This window comes from Methylotuvimicrobium sp. (assembly GCF_050611805.1).
Lineage (GTDB): Bacteria > Pseudomonadota > Gammaproteobacteria > Methylococcales > Methylomonadaceae > Methylotuvimicrobium.
The window spans coordinates 47476-69396 of sequence record NZ_JBNGHF010000022.1 but is presented as its reverse complement, the minus strand read 5'-3'; the positions used below and the strand labels follow the sequence as shown (position 1 = coordinate 69396).

Sequence of the window (21921 nt, the reverse complement as noted above, 5' to 3'; positions counted from 1 at the left end):
AGCGACTGCTTGGCTACAATGCCATGTGTTAATGGGATTCTGATTTGGGCTTTCATCCTGAATGTAGAGTATGCGAAGAGTCCCTGAACAACCCAGTGACACTTATCTCATATGCCGCTGTCTGTCTGCTGTTACCCACTGAAATCTCTCGTATTCCGGACCAGAGCATGCAGTATGCTGCTAGACAGTGTGGACATTCCTCTACTCCATGACATTACTGATCAATACTCGCTATGGGTTGCAAGCTTGGCACGTAGCTCATAATTTTCTGATTCAAGTGCCTCCATGTGTTCACGAAGCGGCCGAATAGCCTCGGCAATCTCTTGTTCAGTGAAGCGGGGAGTAATGTGCTGCGGGCAATTCCAGTCGTAATTTTCAAGCCGCATGCAGAAGATGCGTTCAAGCTTTGCTTTATAGTTCGGTATGGTAACCAGCTGTGTTAGTACCGGGTCGGTATCGAGCGGAATGACTTCAACATGCACGTACATCTTCAAGCGGGCACGGCGCGCATAATCCATGAAAAACAGACAAGCGCGATTCTCGGCCATTGCGTTGCCGACGCTGATGTATTGCCGATTACCGCGGTAATCCGCGAAAGCAAGCGTGCGATCATCGACTATCTTAAGGAATCCCTGTGGACCTCCCCGGTGCTAAACGTAAGGCCAGCCGGTTTCGGATACCGTGGCAAGATAAAAGCTATCCCGACCGGCTATGAATGCGACCTCGTTTTCTGTAAAACGGTCAAAGGCACGGTGCCCTTTAAAGTCTGACCACAAGGAATCAGCACCCGATTCCTTTTGCGCGGCTCTGACACTGGGTGTGATTGCAATGTCGAGAAAACCATAGGACATGATGAACCTCCGGTATAATCGTTGAAATGGCTCGGGACAAATATCCCGAGCTAGTTGTCATCAAGCAGCCTCAGAAGCCCGGACTTCCGGAAAATCGATGTCGGTCTTGGCGACTTCGTTGAGGTAGTTGGTAAAGCTGTTCTCAGCAACGAGGCCGATAATCTCCACGATCTGTGCGTTGGTAAAACCGGCAATGCGCACTTCAGCAATGTCGGCGTCGCTTACGTGACCCCGTTTAAGTGCGACTTTGGCCGCGAAGCTCACCGCAGCATTTGCCTTTGCATCGGTCGACGCGCCTTTTCGGTTCAGCGCGATTTCCTCCGCGCTAATTTTTGCTAAATTCAAGCCCAGATAGGTGTGGGCAGACAAGCAATAGTCGCAACCGTTTACCTGCGCAACGGCCACCGCTATACGTTCGCGTGTCTTGAGGTCGAGACTTCTGGAAAGCGCACTTTGGAAGTTGGAGTACGCGGTCAGCGTCGCAGGACTGATGGCGATCAGGCGGAACAGGTTAGGAACTGTGCCCAGCTGTTTCTGAACGGCGTCGAGTATTGCTTTAGACGCTTCAGGGACATTGTCGAGGGTTGGAATAGAAATGCGTGACATGGTCTTTCTCCTTTGTTGGATAACTGCCGATTTCAGGCGGGGTAGATGATTGCCGCTAGCCAGCGGCTAACGATTGGAGCCATTGTTTTTCGGCTCAGTATATGAGTCACAGACTCAATTCGGTAAGGCCTTGATGCCCGTCAGGGCGTCGGCCCAAGGGCCAATGAAACAAGCGATGAGATTCACTGATTGGCAGGTCATTGATGCTGGCGATGCGTAGACGCATCAGGCCGCTATCATCAAACTCCCAGTTCTCGTTGCCGTAAGATCGAAACCAGTTGCCTGCGTCGTCGTGCCACTCGTAGGCAAAGCGGACGGCGATACGGTTGTCTGTGAACGCCCACAGCTCTTTAATCAGTCGATAGTCCAGTTCTCTTGCCCATTTGCGGCGCAGAAACCCGACTATTTCTTTGCGACCGGTAACGCGTTCTGCGCGATTGCGCCAATTGCTGTCGGGCGTATAGGCCAAAGCAACCTTTTCCGGGTCTCGGCTATTCCAGGCATCTTCGGCCAGGCGAACCTTCTGCGCTGCCGTTTCGGCGCGATAAGGGGGTAATGGTGGTCTTGTTTCGTTCATGGTTTTCACCTCTTGGTTAAACTTCGCTCAAAGGCTGAAGCCTTTGGAATAGCCTCATCCTGAGGATTAGGGGCTTGCTCTCAATCAATTACAGTTACTGACTTCTGATCGCTTGGATAAGTCGAGCTTGGAAAGATCGTCAAATCCGCCGATGTGTTTGCCGTCGATAAATATCTGTGGCACCGTGCGGCGGCCCGAACGTTCGATCATCTCGATCGCACGAGCCTGATTCGAGGTGATGTTAATCTCTTCGAAGTCGAGTCCTTTGGAACTAAATAGCGCCTTCGCTTGCCTGCACCAGGGGCATATATCCGTTGAGTAAATTTCGATTTTGTTCATTTGCGTGTCCTCTATCAGGTTTATTACAGGGTTTTTAAAACATTGTTGGATGCTTATTCGCTTACTTGGCCCGCATGGCTAAGACGGCTTGTTCGGTGGTCCACACCGTGTTGGCCATGTAGCGGAAGTTCACTAGAGCGGCTGCGTAACCATCACCTTCCTCGACCTGGGCCGCCGCCGTCGCGTCCGACACGACGGCCACCTCGAACCCCTGCTCGAGCAGTTCCCGCATGTGCGACTCGGTGCACAAGTTGGCGGACATGCCGGCCAGCACCACCTTGTCGATGCCTTGCTTACGCAGCTGTAACACCAGATCGTTCGTCTCCGGGCCGTAGACCTTGTGCGGACTGGTCACCGTGGTACGGCCGTCATTGATGTAGGGCTTGTAGCGTTCCAACCAATCGGCACCGGAGCCGCTAAAGCCCTCGATCGTCAACGGGTCCTTGCGATTGAACATACCGATTTTATGCATTAGGGCTTCGAGCGCGCCTTCGAACTTCCAACCGTGATCGTGCGGGTAATAGTAGTGCGGCGAAACGAACACCGGGATGCCTTCGGCCTTCGCCGTCTTGAATAACGACTCGATGTTCTCTACGGTATGGTTGGCTTTGACGTTCTTGCCCACCACGCCCCAGGTAACACCCTTGGGACTGAGGAAGTCGTTCTGCGGATCGGTCACAACTAGTGCCGTACGATCCTTTATAATCTGCATCCCGGGATCGGGCAGATCGGCAAGCGCGACCGGGATGGCGGCTAGGGACGCAATCGTTCCCAGAGCTTTAACGATTGTCTTCATGGTTTTCTCCTGTTGTGGCTATTGCCACAGGTTGGGTTACATGGAAAGGGGATGCATGTAGGCAGATCGGCGAATTGAAGACCATCCATCAACATTCCGCCCAACATCAGTGCAAAGATCAGTATTCGATTGATATTGATAAGGTGGTTGCATTGTCTGGCATTCATCTCGGGTTCTCCCGTTGTGCAATTGTTGTATAACAAAGTGCATGCCATGATAAAATTTGTTCAAAAACAATAAGATAAGTGGATTCATCGACCTCAAAAACTTGCGTAACTCAAAAAGTTGTGGCCTAATCCTGAAAAAACTGAGGAGATCTTCATGATTGAATGGCTGATGCAACACGCACCTGCGCTATTGGCTGTGCTGGATGAAAACTTGGTTTGCCGTCACCTCAGCCGGGGTTGGCGTGCTAGGTTTGGTCTGTTAAGCACTGATGACAGTAATAACTTTTCAATTTCAGATCTGTTTAGTGAAGCTTCCTCGTTGGAAGAAAAACTACGGAGATCGCTCCTTGAAAGCAGCTCGCTACAGGACGTCCCCGTGTCTCTGCTGAGCGAAAGCGGCATTACTCAGGGCTTTCTATCGGCTTGGCCAATGCAGTTTGAGTCAGGATCGACGGGGCTTGGCCTGGCAGCCACTTGCAATACGGATCTGAATCGGGCGCTTGATGAACTTCGTCGCTTGCGTACCATGCACGAGTTGATACTCAAAGCCGCAGGCGAAGGGATTTATGGGCTCGATAGCAAGGGCAAAGCGACATTCGGTAATGCCGCAACCAAGGAAATTCTGGGCTGGAATCCGGAGGAAGTCATCGGAAAGCGGGTGCATGATATTCATCACCATTCGTATCCGGATGGTTCGCCTTATGTACACACTGAATGTCCAATCTACGCAGCATTACAGGACGGCGAAGTGCATAGAGTGGATGACGAAGTGTTCTGGCATATCGACGGTTCCGCCGTGCCTGTCGAGTACACCAGTACGCCGATCCGCCGGGATGGCTCCATAGAAGGTGCGGTGGTGGTTTTTCGGGATATTTCGAAACGCAAGGAGATCGAGCGGCAGCGCGAAGCGGCGTTTCAGGAGATCAAACAGCTAAAAGAACAACTGGAGCAGGAACGCGATTATTTGCGCGACGAGATAAAAACCGTGTCGGATTTTGGCGATATCATTGGCAATAGCCCGACACTGCAACGTACCATGGCCCAGATCGACGCCGTCGCCGCAACGCCGGCCAATGTGCTGATTCTGGGAGAATCAGGTGTCGGTAAAGAAATGATTGCACGCGCCATCCATGATAGGAGTGAGCGAGCCGGCAAACCACTGGTTAAAGTCAACTGTGCCTCCATTCCGAAGGACTTGTTCGAGAGCGAATTTTTCGGTCATGTGAAAGGTTCCTTTACCGGGGCGCATCGTGACCGTGCCGGTCGCTTGCAGTTGGCCGACGGCGGTACGGTGTTTCTTGACGAGGTCGGCGAAATTCCATTGAGCCTGCAAAGCAAGCTGTTGCGTGCCCTGCAAGAAAAGGAGTTCGAGAGAGTCGGTGATGAGCGGACGATCAAGGTGGATGTACGGGTTGTTGCGGCTACCAATCGAGATTTGGAAGCCGAAGTAAAGGCCGGGCGATTTCGAGAAGATTTGTATTATCGCTTAGGTGTATTTCCGATCCTGGTTCCGCCATTGCGGCATCGCCGTGAAGATATAGGACTTCTGGCCGAGCATTTCCTGGAACGTACCTGTACGGAGCTTGGCCGCGACCCGATGTCTTTATCAAATCAGCAGGTGCAGCGACTCATGGCGCATAGCTGGCCGGGTAATATCCGGGAACTCAGAAACATCATCGAACGCGCAGTGATCCTGAGCACCGGCAATCGGGCGCGTTTCGACCTGGCGATGCCGGATGCAGCCGACATAACGTCAGACATAACGACAAACCCGGAACCGTCGGATGAAGCCGATTTTGTCACAGAGGCCGAGATGCGGGAACGAGAAAAGGCTAATCTGATCGCTGCACTGCGACACGCCGATTGGCGGGTGTGGGGGCCAGATGGTGCCGCTGAATTACTGGGGATTAAGCCGTCAACGCTAAAGTATCGCATGACGGTTCTGGGTATCAGCAAGCCTGGTTAAGGCCTTGGCGTTACAGCCGAATATCTTGTAGAAAATCGATTAACGCCCGATGTTTCGGATTATCCAGCAAAGGTTAGCGGACCGCCGCCGTGAGGAATGAACAGAACGGGGCTCAACATTGAATCAGCGCTCATACCAATTGCCCATTTCTATAGTCGCTCAGTGCTTGATCGATTTCGTCTCGTGTATTCATGACGAATGGCCCATATTGCACCACCGGTTCTCGTAATGGCCGGCCTGCAAGCACTAGAAAAGCGGCTGGTTGTTCGGTTGTCCGAATCTCGATGCGATCGCCGCCAGACAATACGCCTGCCATCTGCGATGCCAACGAGCGAGACTGATCGGCAATACCGATTTCAATCTGTCCTTCATAGGGATAAACAAAGGCATTGTGCTCCTTAGTGATGGCTTGGACAAACCGGCTGTGTGCCGGTAGTCTCATATCCAAAAACACCGCTTGGGTCGTCAAGCCCTGGATTGGGCCGCTAACGGTAGCGCCATCGAGTTCTACGTAACCCGCAATGACTTTGACTTCACCGTCGTCCGGCAATACAAGAACCGGAATTTCATCGGGCTGAATATCCTGATAACGCGCCGGCTTCATTTTTTCCTTGGCCGGCAAGTTGATCCAAAGCTGGAATCCGCGCATGCGTCCGCTTTCTTGTTGCGGCATTTCCGAGTGAATAATACCGCGTCCCGCCGTCATCCATTGAGCGCCGCCGCTTTTCAAATCGCCTTTATTGCCCAGATGGTCTTCATGCAGCATATGGCCGTCCAGCATGTAGATCACTGTTTCGAATCCCCGATGCGGATGACTGGGGAATCCGGCGATATAGTCGTCGGCATTGTTGGAAGAAAATTCATCGAGCATTAGAAACGGATCGACCCGTAAGCTCTGGTTTTGTCCCAAACTACGGCGCAGCTTGACGCCGCCGCCATCCGAGGTAGCGATCGACGGAATGATTTGTTGAAGAATACGTGTCTTCATATGAACTCCTTTAGGAAAATCGCGACACTGTATGCGCATTATCGATTACGAAGGTTTGCGGCGTTTACGCGGCCAGTGCAGCCAATTTCACTTTGGCTTCCACCAAGGCTTTTTCTTTGACATCGGCGCTCATGTTCAGACCTTCGGCGTAAATGAAATCAACATCGGTAATCCCCAGAAAACTAAGAAAATCCCTGACATAAGCAGTTTGCGTATCCAGCGCGGTTCCGGCGTACTGACCGCCACGCGTTGCAAAGATATAGGCTTTTTTGCCCGCCAATAAACCTTCCGGACCATGTTACGTATAACGAAACGTCACGCCGGCGCGGGCAATGTGATCGAAGTAAGCTTTGAGCGTCGATGGAATGCCGAAGTTATACATGGGTACACCGATGACGAGAATGTCCGACTGTTTGAGTTCATTGATTAAGTCATCCGATAGCTTGACTAATTGTTGCTGCATCGCTGTTCGGCTTTCCTCTAGCGCTAAAAAGGCGGTAACGCGTTCCGCATCCAGATGCGGTAATGGCGATAAGGCCAGATCGCGCACTTTGATTTGGCTATCAGGCTGATTGCGCTGCCAAGCGGAGACAAAGGCATTGCTCAGTTGGCTCGATTGTCCGTCCGTTGAAAACAAGCTGGATTGGATTTGCAGTAAGGTGGTCATGGCATTTTTCCTCTTTGATTAATTTAAAAAAATCAGTTGAAGTGCGTGGAATACATTCGTGTTGAGCTTGTCGAAGCATGTACGGATTTCACGGGCCACCCATTGGGTGAGCATTCTAAATCCCAATCACCCTTCGACTGGGCTCAGGGTGAACGGAATTTAGAATGCTCAACTGATTTTTTTAGGATTAACGGTGGCCTTATTTAACTCGTTAATAGATCGATAAAAAAGTATAATTATTGGTTAATAATGATTCATTTATTCGATAGGTTTCTGTGAGTCCTTACATTTCTCTGGAACAATGGCGCGCCCTGATCGAAGTGGTCGATGCGGGCGGTTACGCCCAAGCGGCTGAAAAGCTCAATAAAAGCCAGTCAGCGGTCACTTATGCCGTGCAAAAAATTGAAACTCTGCTGAACGTCAAAGCTTTCGAGATTCAAGGGCGGAAATCCGTGCTGACGCCAACCGGACAGATGCTCTATCGGCGAGCCTTGGCGTTGGTGAACGAAGCCAATGAACTAGAGCAAGCGGCGCATAAGTTGTCCGCTGGTTGGGAAGCCACCATCACGCTGGCCGTTGAAATTCTGTTTCCATCGGCTACGTTATTGGCTTGTTTGGACCGGTTTGGCAGGGAGAGTCCCGGTACACGAGTCGAACTGATCGAATCGGTATTGGGAGGCACCGCGGATGCACTATTGAGCGGACAGGTTGATCTGGCAATTTCGCCGCAGGTGCCACCGGGCTTTTTGGGTGATGTGCTGACACAGGTTAAGTTAGTAGCCGTGGCCCACGTTGATCATCCCTTACACCAGCAATCGCATGCCTTAACTTATCGCGACCTACGGAAATTCCGGCATATTGTGGTGCGCGATTCCGGCAGCAAACGCGATCAACGGGCGGTGACGGTTGAGGTTGATCAGCGTTGGACGGTCAGCCAAATCGCCACGTCGATCGAGGCCGTGGCAAACGGTTATGGTTTCGCTTGGTTACCGGAAACTCATATTCGCCAAGAAATGGCAGCAGGATTACTCAAACCCTTGCCATTACAGGAAGGCTCGATCCGAGAAGTACCTTTGTATTTGATTGTAACCCGCACGGATTTTGCCGGACCGGGCGTACAACGCTTCGCTGCGTTATTAAGAGAAGTAACGGATTGAGATGCGCGGTCTCTTTCTTTGTTTAAGAAATAGCCTGCGTTAAAGGGGATACAAGCATTCAGCGGGACAATCTTGGCCGCACGTCAATACGCACGGCCAACCTTTGTTAAGTACGAAAAACTTATTCACCTAAGCACCCATTCGCATTGGAGCTGACCAGGGATTAGTACCAGTACAGAATAAGATTTTATTGCAACTTGAGCTTCTGCAATGGTGGTTCGAATATGCCGCCAGTTTTCGGCAGGATAATTATAAAATGCCGACAGCGAGTCTTTATCTTTGGCTAAATATTCCATAACTTTGGGATATTTTGGGCTAAATCGTTTAACGCAATGCTCGAATGCTTGACCGGTTTCTTTCCTTGTCTCAGCCTGCCAAACGTTGTGCAAGGCCTCTTTCACTTTGGGTTGCATGGCTTTCGGTAACTTTTCCAGACGTTAGCCTCAGCTTTTCGGCCAATACAGAAGCGAGTTCATTGGCTTTAGACTCGGCCATTTGCAATGATTTTTCATGCCTATGATCTGCAAACTCCTGATATTCTGACCCTATCTCGTAAATTTCTGTCACGCCTAAGTACTTGCTCAAAGTGCGTAAATGCGGCACTAAATGACTGGATGCTTCGTTTATTCCGCCTTTTTCAAAACCAAACTCACCACTTGAAGTAATAATCAATAATGTCTTACCAGACAATATAGGAGCCAGAGGCTTATCGCCGCGCGCCAAATCAAAATCAAAGGTTTTGTTGATGCGTATGATTTGATCAAACCAAGCTTTTAACTGCGCAGGCATTCCGTAGTTATACATTGGTGATGAAATAACGATGAAATTAGCTTTTTCGACCTCAGCAATAAGCTCATCTGACTGCGCCAAAATCTGCTGTTGCTGAGAAGTTCTTTTCGATTCCGGGGTAAATACTGCGCCTATCCAATCTTGAGTAATAAACTGAGGCGGATTTACGCCGACATCACGATAAATATACTCATCTATGTTAACTCCCTCTTTCAATCGTGAAATAAACTTTTTTGCCAGCTTTTTAGAAATGGAGCCGCCGTGCTCTTGGTTTGCATTCGAAATGGCTCTAACACTAGAATCCACATGTAAAATAACATTCATTTTTGATACCTCTTCTTGTTAAATCTGACTGTTATTTTTCTGCTTCATAGGACTAATCACAAACGAGTAAAAAACACTTAAAGATGAGTAAAATTCATCTATTATTTATTTTTGCTGATTAAGGAGAAGAAATCATGCAAGTTTCTTTGCCCGCGCTCAAGGCGTTCGAATCAGCTGCCAGACTGGGGAGTTTTAAAGCAGCAGCCGCTGAATTATCCATTTCACCCACAGCTGTTTCTCATCACATTAATAAACTTGAGCAGCGATTAAGCGTTACCTTATTCATGCGTACAGCAAGAAAGGTGGCACTCACTGAACTTGGTAAAGAACTGGCAGCCGCTACTAGCCAAGGTTTTCAAACTATTGAAACGGCGATCGAAAAAATTGCTGTAAAAGATAAACAAATTAATGTCGCAACCACGTCGTCATTTGCCGCTTTGGTACTCATTCCCGCTCTTCAAGAATTTTATACTCAATATCCTGAGAGCAACGTGAATATCACGAGCGGTGAGAGCATTGAAGCAAACATCTTCACCTTACCCATTCGACTCGGTGAAATTGACAAACAATCAAGCGCTGACGTAATCAAACTCGAACAATTTAATTTATTTTGCTCAGCTCACACTGCCGCACAATTTAATCAGACAGAGCAAATGACTATTTACACCACCGATTGGAAAAATAGCAGCTTACCAAGCGTGCCATTGCAAGCATGGCTGCAACTCAACGGCTTACAAAATAAGCAAATTAAAGTTAGACGTTTTGATCAAGAGTTATTTGGTATTCAACAATCTTTGCTAGAAAACGCCTATGTATTCTGTTCGAGAACGCTTACTCAAGGCTATGTAAAAGCAGGCGTGTTAATCGAGTTGAACACCCAAGCCATCAATTCTCAGCTCTGTTACTACATAGCAAATAAAGAAAAACACCTTTCTCGACATAACTTTATGTTTATAGAATGGTTAGACAAGTTACTTACAGAGAGGTAAATCCCCAGCAATCAAGACAAAGCTCGGTAGATGCGGTGAGGTACGAACCGCATCCTAGTGTGCCCAGCATGGGCTAAAACTTGTTATCTGAAAGGAGATAACCGGAGAGAGTAACGACAACCGTAGCGAAACCGCAAGGGGGAAGCCGTGAGGCCAGCCTGAAAGAAGCGGATAGCAAAAGCACGACCGTAGGAACACGAATAAGCAGTGAGGCCGGGTGTGGGCGATGAGTGTGCTAGGGAACACGAAATCCAACCGTTACCGAAAGACGCATCAGGTAGAGCTTGGCGGCACGGGCAGAAAGTTTTAGCGCCTTACCCGGGGAGATCTCCCGAATGAGAGTTAGGGAGAAGTCAGCAGTGATGGGCGCAATCCCGTCACCCCGAGCCGATCCGCTGTCTGGCGTTGTTACTCATTAAGTTCATCATGGGGAGCGCCTCCGATAGTTTTTGATTATAAATTGGCTGTTAAAACCAAGACGATGATATAGAGAAATTCCCGCTTGCGAAGCCTGTAACACCGCATTTTTTCCGCCCCACTGAATGCAAATCCCTAAGATTTCATGCATTAATCGCGAAGCAAGTCCCTTGCCTTGGAACGCTTTTTTAACGCCAACTTGATGTATTCCAATGGTATGGTCAGTTTTATATAGCAGTGCAGCCGCCACCGCTTGATCATCTATATCGCCCAACATTATCCGTATATCCTTATCGCCGATTAAGGGCTCCAGCACTAATGCTTCGATGTCATAATCAAAGGCATCTTCACAAACGTCAATCCATAGTGCCAGCTCTTCGTATGAGGTTACGATCCGTATTGGAAATTCAAGGTTTACCGAAGGTGCGATGGTCGTTTCATCTGGCAACTCTAGGTACATCGCGGTTTGCTCGAAATGGCAAGCCCATTTTTGCGCGATTAATTCCTTTTCGAGAAATTCAAGTTCTGCCTGAAAAGGCAGGAGATTAGTAGGCCTAGTGCTCACGAAGGACCATATCGGAATAACCGTTGACTGTGATATTCCGGTAAGTAACGCACCGTCATTGATAGCTTGTAACAAATTATCTTTTTGATCATCAATAGATGGGAGGGATTCGTACCAACAACGATGAGGCCAGCTAGGATTAATCAACATGGCTGGCCCCATTGCGTCATTAAGGACATCAAAGCCGTATTTTTTCCACAGCCCGGTGAGATTATTAAGATTTGCTTCGTCAATATCCATGGGGCGACTCCCAATTAATCAGGTATACGCCGACGATAAGAGTGGCCATACCAACCATTTTAAGCGTGTTAATTGGATTTTCGGCTAATCCGAACCATCGGAAATGGCCTGCGATCATGGCAACCAGTATTTGTCCCGACAATGCAAATGATGTCATGGAGCCAACCCCCATCTTCGGGATCAAATAATAAAACGTAGCCACACCGAACGCACTTAATGTCGACCCGGCAAACCACAAATAGACGGGTACCGCTTTGATCTGGGCAATTTGTGGATAGTGTTTGGTTGATGTGGCCACCGCTGCCGCAGTCAATAAAAAGCTAAACAAAAATGCGATGCCCGATGCCAATAACGGGTTATTCAGCAATACGCCAAGTCGGGCATTCATCGTCGCCTGGCAGGCGATGGCCGCACCGGCAAGCAACGCGAGAAAAGGTAGCTGGCCCACCTCAGATCTCCAGTACCAATTCGTCATAATCAAACCGCACCTTCGGTCTGCACGCTTGTTGATCGTCGGGATGGCGACGCCCAATCGGACAAATCACTGAGGAGGTCAAACCTTTTTCAGCTAGTCGCAACACACTGTCGTATCCATTTTGGTCAAAGCCACTCATCGGGCAGCAATCAATCTTCATCAGTGCAGCGCAAGTCAAAAAGTTGCCGAGCGCAATATAGGCTTGTTGATGAGCCCATTGCTGGCGTTGCTCATTTGTCATCCTGGCCAATGCCGACTTCATATGCGCGGAAAAGCCGGAAAGCTCGCTAGCCGATTGCTTGGTCATTTGCGCATATTTGTCGATATAGCGATCAACTGTGTTGTCGCCAAGTTCCGAATGGGCGGCAAATACGATGAGATGCGAACTCTCGGCAATTTTGTCCTGCCCGTATGAATAGGGTAATAACTGCTGACGCACATCTGCCGACTCCACCACAATCAAAGCATAAGGTTGCAAGCCGTATGCAGACGGACTAAGCCGCGTCATGTTAAGAAGCTCTTTCAGCTGCGAGGCGGGGATTTTGTCATTGGTGAATTTCTTTACCGCATAACGCCAATTCAATGCTTCTACTGGATTCATTTTCTTCTGCTCCTATTACGATTGATTAAACAAAAGCTTTCGATTAGAGGTTGAGCAGAAGAATACAAATAAAAATTTATTGATTCATTTACATAGGTTGATGAGTTATAACTTTTTTCGAATTCGGCTGAGTTGGGTCGGCGTTACGCCAAGGTGTGAAGCGATATGGTATTGAGGAAGGCGGTCAACGAGATTGGGATACTCTTCAATAAAACGTAAGTAACGCGTAGTCGCGTCTTCCTGGACGATTTCAATTTCACGCGCGTCTTTGGCGAGCAGCCAGTTTTTTTCCAGATAACGAATTTGAAATAATTTCAAATCGTCATTTTCCAGCAACAACTGTCGATAGCAGGCAAAATCGATCTCGATGATTAAGGACTCTTCCAAGGCCTCGAATGTCAGCAAAGAAGGGCTCGAGGTCAGTAATGCCGTCATCGCTCCCGGAAATGTGCCTTCGGCAAAAAAGATTTTATTGTATTCATTGCCATTTTCATCGCAGACAAAACACCTGATCAAGCCCTTATAAACATAGGCATAAGAACGCGGAATTTCACCGGCCCGGTAAAGCATTGTTTTCTTTTGCAACAATCTGAAAGCCGTCATTCCTTGGAAGGCTTGCCAAGTTTCATCGCTGATAGGCGAATACGAAACCAAAGACTGCTTCAACGCGATAAAAGCTTTATGTTCGTCATACACCAAAATGATTCCTCCATGCCTATCTTGGATTGGAAATGAGGTTGCTGGCTTCCTTATCCTTGGCCCATCGCAACCGCGGACGGAGTTAGCCTGCCGACAATCGCAGGCGCTTTGTGTATGAGATTATCATTAAGCAGTGCTTCAACCATGAATAAAGCGAAATCGATACGGTGTGTTAGGTTACTTTTAAGAATAGGATCTCCGACATGCTCACTCCAGCAAGGCAAGCCTTGACTCGCCCCTTCCGTAAGATCGCTTCCCCGGACGACCGTCCATTTTTTATTGCTGGCGAAAATTCGGCGGCAGGCTTCCACCTGGTCGCTGATATCGGCAAATCGTAGCGCTTTAACTATCCAGCTAAAAATCTTTACTAATACTTTCAGTTTCCATGAATAAACGTCTTTTCCATCCATAGAAATATGCCAGCCGCAAGAAAACACTAATCGCGCATCCCGAGGAGAAAAATCCAGTACTGCTTGCGCCGTGCCCGTTGAATAATGATTCACTCCCCAGGGTACTAAAACGGTCAACACGCCATCACATCCATCCACCGCCCTTTGAATAACTGACCGATCATTTGATAACCCTGGAATGATGGAAATACGCTCTTTAAATTCGTCTAACTTGTGGACACTACTTTCACGGCAAACGCCAACGACCTGATAACCTTTATCCAAAGCCAGCCGAACCATATACCTCCCTAACTTTCCTGATGCACCGACAATACAAACCTTCTTTCTATTCATCCTATTAGCTTCTTGGGAATGCAAAATCATCGTGGTTGTTTTCCTGTTCCGATTTTTCAAATCTGATGTTTGAGTAGCAACATTATTCTTGCCGAAGTTCACAAAGAAACTTTCTTATTTCATTCGGCGACTTCAAATGATGAACTTGTTTTGATTCTATAGATTCAGCGACCAGTTTCCGATAAGCCGGCGTTAGTTTTTTATGGCATAGCCAAAGCACTCGGTAACTATTTAATGTCCCTTTGAAAATCGGGCTGTTTTTAGGCCAGCCTTCGGGGTTTACAAATAAGCCTTTTAGTAATCTCTTTGTCACCCACATACCGTGGGTTAGTAAAGGCAGATCAATATAAATTAGCGTATCCGCAACTGAAAAACGCTCCCAGGCTGATGAAACACTGCCAAAACCATCAATAATCCACTTATCTTGGCTTATTAGCCTGGCATGTAGTTTCAGATACTCGTCATGTGAAATTTCTTTACCGCCTTCCCGATACTTTATTTTGTCTAATGAGTATAGCGGAAGGTTAGAAGCTTCAGCCAATTGCTTCGCCAGCGTGGATTTTCCACCCCCGGCATTACCGAATATTGCTACTTTTTTCATAGTGCCTCCTATGGTCTTATCTAAAACCCAAGAAGCTAGAAATAAAAAACCCGCCTCTTGGGCGGGTTTTCAATATTATCTACGCAACAAAACCCACCATTCTTATGTAATGACGGAAATAATTCGAAAAAATTGATGCGAAAATTCTGTATTCATATGTTTATGTCACGGCCAATTAAGAAATTATTGTATATCTGGACCTTTAAGTGACCGGTCTACAATTCCAATCGGTATATTCCTTTATGACACCAACGATTATAACGAACGTAGACTCAATGCCAATTGCGAAACAGTTTATATTGCGTTGACTGTCATGGCAAACATGGGAATGTGATTACCTGTGTCCTACTCAATCCGGCTTAACTCTGCACTCTAGCGTTATATCCTTTCATTGTCTCCATCTAACAGTCCATATCCCCTTCTTCTCAATAGCCAACTTAGTCTTTATTCTGCATTTGTTATGGTGCCCAAAGGCGATACCGATAAAACATGGAGTTAGAGATCTCCACCTGCCCATCGGCTTGAAACCCTAAACGAAGCATTCCATTGGCATGGACTCTACTGGGAGGGAGAAGCGCGGTAACAGACTTAAACCCCATTTCCTGAAAGGCTATCCCGATAATTTTCCGGTAGATGACTCTTCCATGCCCCCAATATTCAGGTGACAAAACCAGTGCCAGATCAGCATCGCCCATTTCACGCTGAAACCCACCCCAACCTGCGAAAACACCATTGATCACAATTCCCCAAGGGCCATAGCCGTTGACTTCCCACTGAGTTTCTTTACTCTCCACCCATCTCATACATTCGAATTCGTCGAAATTTCCACCTGCGAGAGGCAAATGGCGCAAAACACTGGGATCGTTGTGTAGCGCAATAATGTCCGCTAACTCGATTTGACTCAGACGAATCAATTTTAAGCCCATTGCCGTTCTACAGTTCGATTTGGAAGGACGAATCCCGATCCCAATACGGCGAAGCCCAAACCTAAATGCAACCAATGGTCAGCTTCGTTGACATGAATAATGCCTAACATCAGATTACCGCCGGTTATCCCCCCAAAAATGGCCACTGCAATGCCTCCAACACCCAGCATCTTTAACACCATAGTGGCCTTTGCGGGAAACTTTAGCGCACCGGCAATAAATGCGCCGCCTAAACCGATGTGAATCATGTTGTGAACGGCGTTAGTTTGGAATACGCCGATGACAGAAATGATTGGATTATGAATAAAACCCAGGATACCAACCAAAAAAAATGCCAAGCCATAAATTAAACAGATATTTCGTGCGTTCATAGAGATTTCTCCACACTAAAAATTTGATGAAAATGGCATCCCTGCCCAAAAATTCGGCTTCCATTCTCGACATAAAGATCATTAACGGCCCGTTCCTGCCTGGCCTTTTCCGGCTGCGGCACGCAATACCGGATAAAACTGGGTAAAGACCTGGTCTTTGGCGGCATGAGTTTGGTGGCAAGTTTGACAGTTTTCGCCTGGCTGCGCCTTCGCGGAACTATGTAATAATTCACTGTTTTCGATCGTGAAACGAAAGAAACCCCAGTTTCCCGGTGCTTTCGGGAATCGTTGCCCGCTTTTCACCATCGCCTCCAAACCGATATATTCGCCTTGAAAGTAGCCGTTTCCGCTGGGTGCCTGTTTGCTGCCGACGCTTACCAGTTCTTTAACGATAATCGTATCGTCCGGAAATTCGCCTAGCTTCTTCCAATGCCCCCAACTGGCCGGGTCGATATAGACGTTATGAAACTCCGGGAACGCCGCTTTGCCATTGTTCATATCGTTTGGGGTAAGCGGCGTGCCGACAAAGATCCACTCCCGATAGCCGGTCGGTCTGGTCAATTGTCCGGATTGATCGAATTGCACATAGCTTTTGGATGCCTGCATACCATCGTCCGCAAACGACGGTGCCGATATCGCGATGCCTGAGAAACAAACGTACGCGATTAATTTTTGTTTGTTGATTTGGTTATGTAACGCCATGACACACTCCTGGGATTTTATTTATCGGAAATACGGTTGTTTGTCAGCGCACCACCAGGCCGGTAAACCCGGACGGCAGCTGATCGACGCTTTGCAGCTTTTGTAATTTTCCTTTAGGTAACACCCGGTAAACGCCAATGGTATTGCTGCCGCCGTTCAGGGTGTAAACGGTCCGTCCATCGTCTGAAATGGTCATATCCCTGGGACCGTCTTCCTGTGCGGCAATATTTTCCAGCAGAGTCAGATTCCCGGCTCGGTCTATCTCAAATGACGATATGCTGTCGGCCGGTGTATTTGAGGTAAACGCGATGCGCCCGTTAGGCGTCGTAGTCAGCCAACAGGCTGCGGTTTGGCCGACTGCAACCGCACCGTCTAACAGGCGGACAGTCCCGTCTTCCATGATTTCATAGGACGATACCGTCGAGGCGTTCGCATTGCCTCCGGCTGCTTCGGCAACGAAAAACCGGTCGCGTTTACCGAAAGAAAAGCCGAAAGGCGTGGTGCCAGCCGAATCTAAGGTATGTCGGGTAGCGGGCAAACCGTTATCGTCCAAGGCGAAGGTCGTGATCTTATCGGTGGCCTTTTCGGTAATCACCAGCGCTTTGCCTTCTGTGCTAAAACTGATTTGTGCCGGAGCCGAGCCGGTGGCGCTTAAGGCTCGATAGGATTCCGGCAAAGGTCGCAACCGGCCACTACGAGGATCGAAACGGAAACCGAAAATGGAATCATCTCCGGTATTCACTACATAGACCAAGTTGTGATCGACAGTCACACTCACCGGTTCATCGCCCAAAACCTGGGCTCTGTCCAGTAGCTCCAGTCCGGATTTTGAAACCCTGAAAACGGAAACGTCGTCGCTTCCGGCATTGATCGCAAATAAATAGCGCTCGTTTCTACTCAGAGCCAAAGCGCCCTGATTTCCCAATCCTCCCCCGGTGCCAGTTCCGCCGGTATCGAATTGCCCGGCCGCATGCAAATATCCGTTCTTTTCGCGATCAAAAGCCAACACCGCATTATGGTTAGCGTCGTTGGATAAGGTATACACGGTTTCTTTCGCTTTGTTTTTTGCATGACAAACGCCCGATGCCAGTGCGGAAACTAAGACTCCCAAAACCATCAGTCTTACTCGATTTTTCATGACCAAACTCCATCAGTTGATAAACAACATTAGTATGCAAGGGGGCTAACCGCTTACACTGTACACAGTAAACCGATTTGTTTACTCGCAGTTGAATGTATACCGATCTGTTTACTCTGTCAACTGTTTTGTATACAAATCTGTTTACTTATGCCGGCGTGTTGTTATGCTATTCGGGAATTGATAACGAAAGGCCTTGGAATTTATGACTACAGACAAGCGGGATATTATCGTTGAAGCGGCATACAAGCTGTTTAAATCGAACGGTTTTTTTGCGACCGGCGTGGATTCGATCATGCGTGAAGCCGGGGTATCCAAGCGAACCATGTACAAATACTTTCCGACCAAGAACGAACTGATCGTAGCGGTACTGGCCCACTATCGTGCCAGCTGCCAGCAACAAATGAACGAATTGCTGAACGATATGTCGCAAGGCCCTAGGGAAAAAATCCTAACGATTTTCGACGATGCGGCCACCTGGTTTGGTGATGTCAACTTTCACGGTTGTTTAGCCGTCAATGCGATGAGCGAGTTTGCAGGTAAAGACAAAGCGATAGAAGAGGCTTGTTTACAATTTAAACAATGGGAACGCAGCGTTATAGAAAAGTTGTGTATCTCGCTCGGTGCCCGCGAGCCAGCCATTTTGGCTTATAAATTGTTCGTGCTGCTGGAAGGTATGTCGGCCATTGCATCGATCGATAAATCCGAAGCATCCGTAAACATCGCTACAGTTGCCGAGCAACTGATTGATGCTCATACGGTAGACGCTTAACGTTCTTAGCTGACAACTTGGTTTGATGTCAGTTGTAACCAGACCAAGGGTGTTTTCCAGTCCGAACGAATAAGGTGTCGTAATCATGCATGGTAATAGTAATCTAAAGGTCGGGTAATGGTTCCATGCCTGCCATTCAAAACGAGGATTCATTAGTCAGCAAAGGGGCGTAACCTGCCAATTTACCTCAACTTCCGCCTAACATCCGCCAATTCCCGCTTCCGTTGCAACACCTGATCAAAGATCTCCCCCGGCTTGGCGTCCTTGGCCACCGAATTACCAGTCAAACGCGCGATCACAGCCGCCCTCGGCTCTCCCGGCCTCGCCTCGCGTTCGATATCGGCGTCGGTTAATTGCTGCCTCGGCTTCGGTTGGTTTTTCAGGCAGGTCCGTTTGTGGTGGTTTTGCCGGATGCGGCGAATGATGATCACTAGACGGGCAACGGCCAGAATCAGACCACCAAATTCAAATCTTACTTTGAGTCAGTTAATAGTAAGGTGTTTTTGATAAATTCCTTGAGTTGGAATGGGAATAATAACCAATCTTTACTATTGAACTTCAAGAAATCATGACAAAAAAGCCGTATTTCAAGAACCAAGAGACTGACATTCCTTGTATATCAAGCTGGTATTGGAAGACTTGCAGGTCGACAGAGATGGTTTATCCACTCAACAAGCCCAGGAACCTCTTAATACCAGTAGTCCGAATCGTTTTCCATCGCCAAAAACGCGGGGGCCTTTACTTCGTTTTCTGCTAGGAGAAAAGCATGAGTCAAAGAAATCGCTTGCAGTGGAGGGTTGCGCTCTTAAGTGGCGCTTTGTTTGTCGCTCTAGGCGTTTGGCTCTTTGGCGAGGTTTGGCGCTATGCCGGCGAATATGATAAGAATCCGTCTCATCGCAACTTGAAGAACCAATTGATGCGTCGAAAGTCAGACTCGATGCAAGATGTCCTCGATGCGATCGTTCGGGGCAGACTCAACCGTGTCAATGCCGCAGCCGTGGACATGGAAAGGTACGCCGCCACAATTGATGGCTATCTGTCCACAGACGTCTACGAGAAGCATGGCAAGTCCTTCAATGAAGCCATACACGACCTGAAACGAGCAACTGCACAAAGCGATGCAGAACTGACCAAGGAGGCAGCGCTTAGGCTCGAGCGATCCTGCTTGGAATGCCACATGCTGATCAACGCGCACAAGGGCCAACAGGTGCAGGGCAACGAATGAGTGAAGGCCAAAAATATAGGAAGTTTAAAGGCATTTTCGAACCTATCCTTGGGAAAACGCTACTCCAAGCTGGCCTTTTTGACTAGATTTTTTGATCGTTTCCTCGGCTTCTGAGAACGCGCGATCACCAATCACATCAGGGCCTTCCTAAGCTCTGACAAATGCTTTTTGCTTCACTTTGGCTCCACTGGCTTCTTGTCTTTAACCTCAACGCGGTAACTTGCAATCCTTAACCCTATACGTGCTAACGCGCAAGCCATCACAACGCCGCATAGAGGATGAATCGATTTCGTCCGGTTTCCTTGGCCTGATAAAGCGCTTTATCGGCTCGATGAAGCTTGTTGTGACAGCAGTTGAAGGATACCTGCCGTCAGTTTAGCCATGAATGCTTGATTGCAAGTTCTGGTTCCGTTTTCGCCAGTTTCGTAGATTATGAATTGATTGTAGGATTTACTATTGTTGACGTGGAAGTAACAAATCTTCCAGGAAAAAAGCCGATAGCTCCGTGCGTCCGGTCAAGCCGGACTTCCGGTAAACCGCGCGTGCTTGGTCTCGTACGGTGCGCTCGCTAGCATTGCGTACATTGGCAATTTCTGCATGGCTAAGGCCTTTTAACATCAGCATGCCTACTTCCGCTTCGGCTCGCGTAAGTTGCCAGGTATCAAACTGCTTTTGTATTTGAACAGCCAAGCCGGCAATCAGCTCACGATTTGCCTCACGCCATTGTTGGGCTTGATGATTAGCCAATGCCAAATCCTGTGTTAGCAAATTAATTTTGGTTTGCGCATATTGATAATAAAGCCTGCCAAAATAAACAATACCCGCCAGGGAAAGCATCAGAATCAGCACTTCAATGAGCAAATGCGACCATGGGACGCCATCACGATAATCACCAATAATATCTAGCGTAATCAGCACAAAAACAATCGAACTGAGAACAATAGCCCATTGGCTAAACCGTTTTTGATCTTTAATCGATGGATCATCACTAAAAAATGCCATATATAGCCGCTTATACGTCGGATGACGGATGCCAAAGATACAAGTTTAACGCAATATAGGCTTCACTTAATGTGTATCTGATAATTGATAAGGAGAAACAACATGACAACTAATAAAAGAACCATAAAGGTATGGAGTCCATTGATTCGGATTGGGCACTGGACTTTGGTAATTGCATTTTTTACCGCTTATTTCACCGAAGATGATTTCATGACCCTACATGTGTGGACAGGCTATATTGTGGGGGCTTATTTGCTCATTCGAATACTGTGGGGCTTTGTCGGTAGTAAGTATGTGCGTTTTACTAGTTTCGTGTATTCCCCTGCTAAGATTTTTGGCTATTTGAAAAATCTCATCACGCGTAAACCACAGCACTATATCGGCCACAACCCGGCTGGTGGAGCGATGGTAATTGCACTTTTGTTCAGCCTGGCAGTTACCACTTTGACCGGCATGAAATTGTACGCCGTTGAAGACAATAAAGGCCCATTTGCCATAACGGCAGGGCAAGCGCAGTCACAAATACAATCGGTTAGTTTAATTGCTGAAGCCAAAGCGGAAGATGACGACGAAGATGAAGAATCTAAAGTCATAAATAATAGCCACAAGGTCGATAAGCAAGCAGAAGAATTTTGGGAAGAATTGCATGAGCTATTCGCCAATCTGACGCTATTGTTGGTGCTTTTGCACATTGTTGGAGTCATCGTTTCTAGCTACATTGATAAAGAGAAATTGGTTAAGGCCATGTTGACTGGTGAAAAAGAAATCGATGACACTTATCAATGACCCACTGGCTATAATGAAAATCCTAAAGAAAAGGAACTAAATTGAGACATTCTGAATTTCATCGCGCACACTGAATCGGTGGGTTATGCGCGGCTAGAAAAAGTGGTCAGGTTGAATTAATAACTTAACCTGCCCCCCCTTTTTTGGTAGTAAGCATTTCAATTCTGAACAATTGGTTCTTGGTAAGGTCTCAGCTGCATTCGATGAATGCGGCAACGCCGAAATTTTTATCCGTTAGTTTCAAAGATCTGTTTGCATTCAAAGCAAACGCTTAGTCGATGTATTCGGATATTTTTTAAATAAATTCAGTTCCTTGCCAGAAGATCATGAAATTGATTAAAATCCGCCGCGAAATCGCCGATGTAGCTCAGTTGGTAGAGCAACTGATTCGTAATCAGTAGGTCGCGGGTTCGAATCCCGCCATTGGCTCCAATAAACAAAA

The 21921-nt window shown here is 47.7% G+C and carries 27 protein-coding genes, 1 tRNA gene and 2 pseudogenes; 8 read left to right on the top strand and 22 right to left on the bottom strand.

All coding sequences use genetic code 11. From position 1 onward, the window contains the following. Positions 1-221: 221 nt before the first annotated feature. From ACRJJO_RS12465 to ACRJJO_RS12440, 6 genes are all read right to left on the bottom strand, one after another. Complete coding sequence (locus ACRJJO_RS12465; protein ID WP_431066044.1) at positions 222-548, bottom strand: pyridoxamine 5'-phosphate oxidase family protein; 327 nt, start codon at positions 546-548, stop codon at positions 222-224. A gap of 102 nt (positions 549-650) precedes the next feature. Further along, the gene (locus tag ACRJJO_RS12460) at positions 651-851 is read right to left on the bottom strand and encodes a hypothetical protein (protein ID WP_431066043.1); all 201 of its coding nucleotides are present in this window, start codon (positions 849-851) and stop codon (positions 651-653) included. Positions 852-911: 60 nt separating this feature from the next. Continuing rightward, positions 912-1457: a carboxymuconolactone decarboxylase family protein gene (locus ACRJJO_RS12455; RefSeq protein ID WP_431066042.1), complete on the bottom strand. Its 546-nt coding sequence runs from the start codon at positions 1455-1457 to the stop codon at positions 912-914. A 106-nt stretch (positions 1458-1563) separates the two neighbouring features. After that, a complete protein-coding gene (locus ACRJJO_RS12450; RefSeq protein WP_431066041.1) occupies positions 1564-2034 on the bottom strand; it encodes a DUF1348 family protein in 471 nt (156 codons plus the stop codon). A gap of 84 nt (positions 2035-2118) precedes the next feature. After that, entirely contained in the window at positions 2119-2373 is a 255-nt protein-coding gene (gene grxC / locus ACRJJO_RS12445) for a glutaredoxin 3 (protein WP_431066040.1), read from the bottom strand. Positions 2374-2434: 61 nt separating this feature from the next. Then, positions 2435-3169: a cysteine hydrolase gene (locus tag ACRJJO_RS12440; RefSeq protein ID WP_431066039.1), complete on the bottom strand. Its 735-nt coding sequence runs from the start codon at positions 3167-3169 to the stop codon at positions 2435-2437. 543 nt (positions 3170-3712) lie between these two features. On the opposite strand from ACRJJO_RS12440, the gene ACRJJO_RS12435 reads away from it, so the two are divergent. Continuing rightward, positions 3713-5302 (top strand): sigma-54 interaction domain-containing protein, encoded by a 1590-nt coding sequence (locus ACRJJO_RS12435; RefSeq protein WP_431066038.1) that lies wholly within the window; start codon positions 3713-3715, stop codon positions 5300-5302. Between the two features lie 130 nt (positions 5303-5432). Here ACRJJO_RS12435 and ACRJJO_RS12430 read toward each other — a convergent pair whose 3' ends face one another. Continuing rightward, positions 5433-6290, bottom strand: a complete 858-nt coding sequence (locus tag ACRJJO_RS12430; RefSeq protein WP_431066037.1) for a pirin family protein — start codon at positions 6288-6290, stop codon at positions 5433-5435. A gap of 64 nt (positions 6291-6354) precedes the next feature. Beyond that, positions 6355-6957, bottom strand: a pseudogene (locus ACRJJO_RS12425) (FMN-dependent NADH-azoreductase). 275 nt (positions 6958-7232) lie between these two features. Between ACRJJO_RS12425 and ACRJJO_RS12420 the strand changes: the two are divergent. Continuing rightward, positions 7233-8114, top strand: coding sequence for a LysR family transcriptional regulator (locus tag ACRJJO_RS12420; RefSeq protein WP_404359429.1), 882 nt, complete (start codon positions 7233-7235; stop codon positions 8112-8114). A gap of 212 nt (positions 8115-8326) precedes the next feature. On the opposite strand, the pseudogene ACRJJO_RS12415 reads toward ACRJJO_RS12420, so the two are convergent. Further along, a pseudogene (locus tag ACRJJO_RS12415) lies at positions 8327-8548 on the bottom strand (transposase); the annotation flags it as partial. Beyond that, complete coding sequence (locus ACRJJO_RS12410) at positions 8481-9227, bottom strand: FMN-dependent NADH-azoreductase (protein ID WP_431066036.1); 747 nt, start codon at positions 9225-9227, stop codon at positions 8481-8483. The gene ACRJJO_RS12410 and the pseudogene ACRJJO_RS12415, both read right to left, overlap by 68 nt. A gap of 134 nt (positions 9228-9361) precedes the next feature. On the opposite strand from ACRJJO_RS12410, the gene ACRJJO_RS12405 reads away from it, so the two are divergent. After that, positions 9362-10216: a LysR family transcriptional regulator gene (locus tag ACRJJO_RS12405; RefSeq protein ID WP_431066035.1), complete on the top strand. Its 855-nt coding sequence runs from the start codon at positions 9362-9364 to the stop codon at positions 10214-10216. A gap of 424 nt (positions 10217-10640) precedes the next feature. Here the strand turns inward: ACRJJO_RS12405 and ACRJJO_RS12400 are convergent, their stop codons facing one another. The 10 genes from ACRJJO_RS12400 to ACRJJO_RS12355 all read right to left on the bottom strand — a co-directional run bounded on the left by ACRJJO_RS12400 (position 10641) and on the right by ACRJJO_RS12355 (position 17694). Then, entirely contained in the window at positions 10641-11438 is a 798-nt protein-coding gene (locus ACRJJO_RS12400) for a GNAT family N-acetyltransferase (protein ID WP_431066034.1), read from the bottom strand. After that, positions 11428-11886, bottom strand: a complete 459-nt coding sequence (locus ACRJJO_RS12395; protein ID WP_431066033.1) for a DMT family transporter — start codon at positions 11884-11886, stop codon at positions 11428-11430. The genes ACRJJO_RS12400 and ACRJJO_RS12395 overlap by 11 nt, the downstream gene beginning before the upstream one ends. Before the next feature lies 1 nt (position 11887). Next, entirely contained in the window at positions 11888-12514 is a 627-nt protein-coding gene (locus ACRJJO_RS12390; RefSeq protein WP_431066032.1) for an NAD(P)H-dependent oxidoreductase, read from the bottom strand. Positions 12515-12619: 105 nt separating this feature from the next. Continuing rightward, complete coding sequence (locus ACRJJO_RS12385) at positions 12620-13210, bottom strand: Crp/Fnr family transcriptional regulator (RefSeq protein WP_431066031.1); 591 nt, start codon at positions 13208-13210, stop codon at positions 12620-12622. Positions 13211-13263: 53 nt separating this feature from the next. Continuing rightward, complete coding sequence (locus ACRJJO_RS12380) at positions 13264-14058, bottom strand: NAD(P)-dependent oxidoreductase (RefSeq protein WP_431066030.1); 795 nt, start codon at positions 14056-14058, stop codon at positions 13264-13266. Further along, a complete protein-coding gene (locus ACRJJO_RS12375) occupies positions 14039-14557 on the bottom strand; it encodes an adenylate kinase (RefSeq protein WP_431066029.1) in 519 nt (172 codons plus the stop codon). Before ACRJJO_RS12375 ends, ACRJJO_RS12380 begins: the two co-directional genes overlap by 20 nt. A 458-nt stretch (positions 14558-15015) precedes the next feature. Further along, a complete protein-coding gene (locus ACRJJO_RS12370; RefSeq protein ID WP_431066028.1) occupies positions 15016-15483 on the bottom strand; it encodes a GNAT family N-acetyltransferase in 468 nt (155 codons plus the stop codon). Beyond that, the gene (locus ACRJJO_RS12365) at positions 15474-15854 is read right to left on the bottom strand and encodes a DUF4383 domain-containing protein (protein ID WP_431066027.1); all 381 of its coding nucleotides are present in this window, start codon (positions 15852-15854) and stop codon (positions 15474-15476) included. Before ACRJJO_RS12365 ends, ACRJJO_RS12370 begins: the two co-directional genes overlap by 10 nt. Positions 15855-15935: 81 nt before the next feature. Further along, on the bottom strand, positions 15936-16556 hold the full coding sequence (locus tag ACRJJO_RS12360; RefSeq protein WP_431066026.1) for a cytochrome P460 family protein: 621 nt from the start codon (positions 16554-16556) through the stop codon (positions 15936-15938). Positions 16557-16599: 43 nt separating this feature from the next. Beyond that, complete coding sequence (locus ACRJJO_RS12355; protein ID WP_431066025.1) at positions 16600-17694, bottom strand: lactonase family protein; 1095 nt, start codon at positions 17692-17694, stop codon at positions 16600-16602. 205 nt (positions 17695-17899) lie between these two features. Between ACRJJO_RS12355 and ACRJJO_RS12350 the strand changes: the two genes are divergently transcribed. Then, positions 17900-18466, top strand: coding sequence for a TetR/AcrR family transcriptional regulator (locus ACRJJO_RS12350; RefSeq protein ID WP_431066024.1), 567 nt, complete (start codon positions 17900-17902; stop codon positions 18464-18466). A gap of 182 nt (positions 18467-18648) precedes the next feature. Here ACRJJO_RS12350 and ACRJJO_RS12345 read toward each other — a convergent pair whose 3' ends face one another. Then, positions 18649-18897 (bottom strand): hypothetical protein, encoded by a 249-nt coding sequence (locus ACRJJO_RS12345; RefSeq protein WP_431066023.1) that lies wholly within the window; start codon positions 18895-18897, stop codon positions 18649-18651. A 181-nt stretch (positions 18898-19078) separates the two neighbouring features. On the opposite strand from ACRJJO_RS12345, the gene ACRJJO_RS12340 reads away from it, so the two are divergent. Then, positions 19079-19345 carry a cation-transporting P-type ATPase gene (locus ACRJJO_RS12340; RefSeq protein WP_431066022.1) on the top strand — a complete coding sequence of 89 codons (267 nt, stop codon included), beginning with the start codon at positions 19079-19081 and terminating at the stop codon, positions 19343-19345. Then, on the top strand, positions 19233-19691 hold the full coding sequence (locus ACRJJO_RS12335; protein ID WP_404359411.1) for a hypothetical protein: 459 nt from the start codon (positions 19233-19235) through the stop codon (positions 19689-19691). The genes ACRJJO_RS12340 and ACRJJO_RS12335 overlap by 113 nt, the downstream gene beginning before the upstream one ends. Positions 19692-20144: 453 nt before the next feature. On the opposite strand, the gene ACRJJO_RS12330 is transcribed toward ACRJJO_RS12335, so the two are convergent. Further along, positions 20145-20693, bottom strand: a complete 549-nt coding sequence (locus ACRJJO_RS12330; protein WP_125217434.1) for a LuxR C-terminal-related transcriptional regulator — start codon at positions 20691-20693, stop codon at positions 20145-20147. Between the two features lie 102 nt (positions 20694-20795). Here ACRJJO_RS12330 and ACRJJO_RS12325 point away from each other — a divergent pair, with 102 nt between their 5' ends. Beyond that, complete coding sequence (locus ACRJJO_RS12325) at positions 20796-21479, top strand: cytochrome b/b6 domain-containing protein (protein WP_431066021.1); 684 nt, start codon at positions 20796-20798, stop codon at positions 21477-21479. Between the two features lie 356 nt (positions 21480-21835). Further along, positions 21836-21911 (top strand) — tRNA-Thr (locus ACRJJO_RS12320). Positions 21912-21921 lie beyond the last annotated feature (10 nt).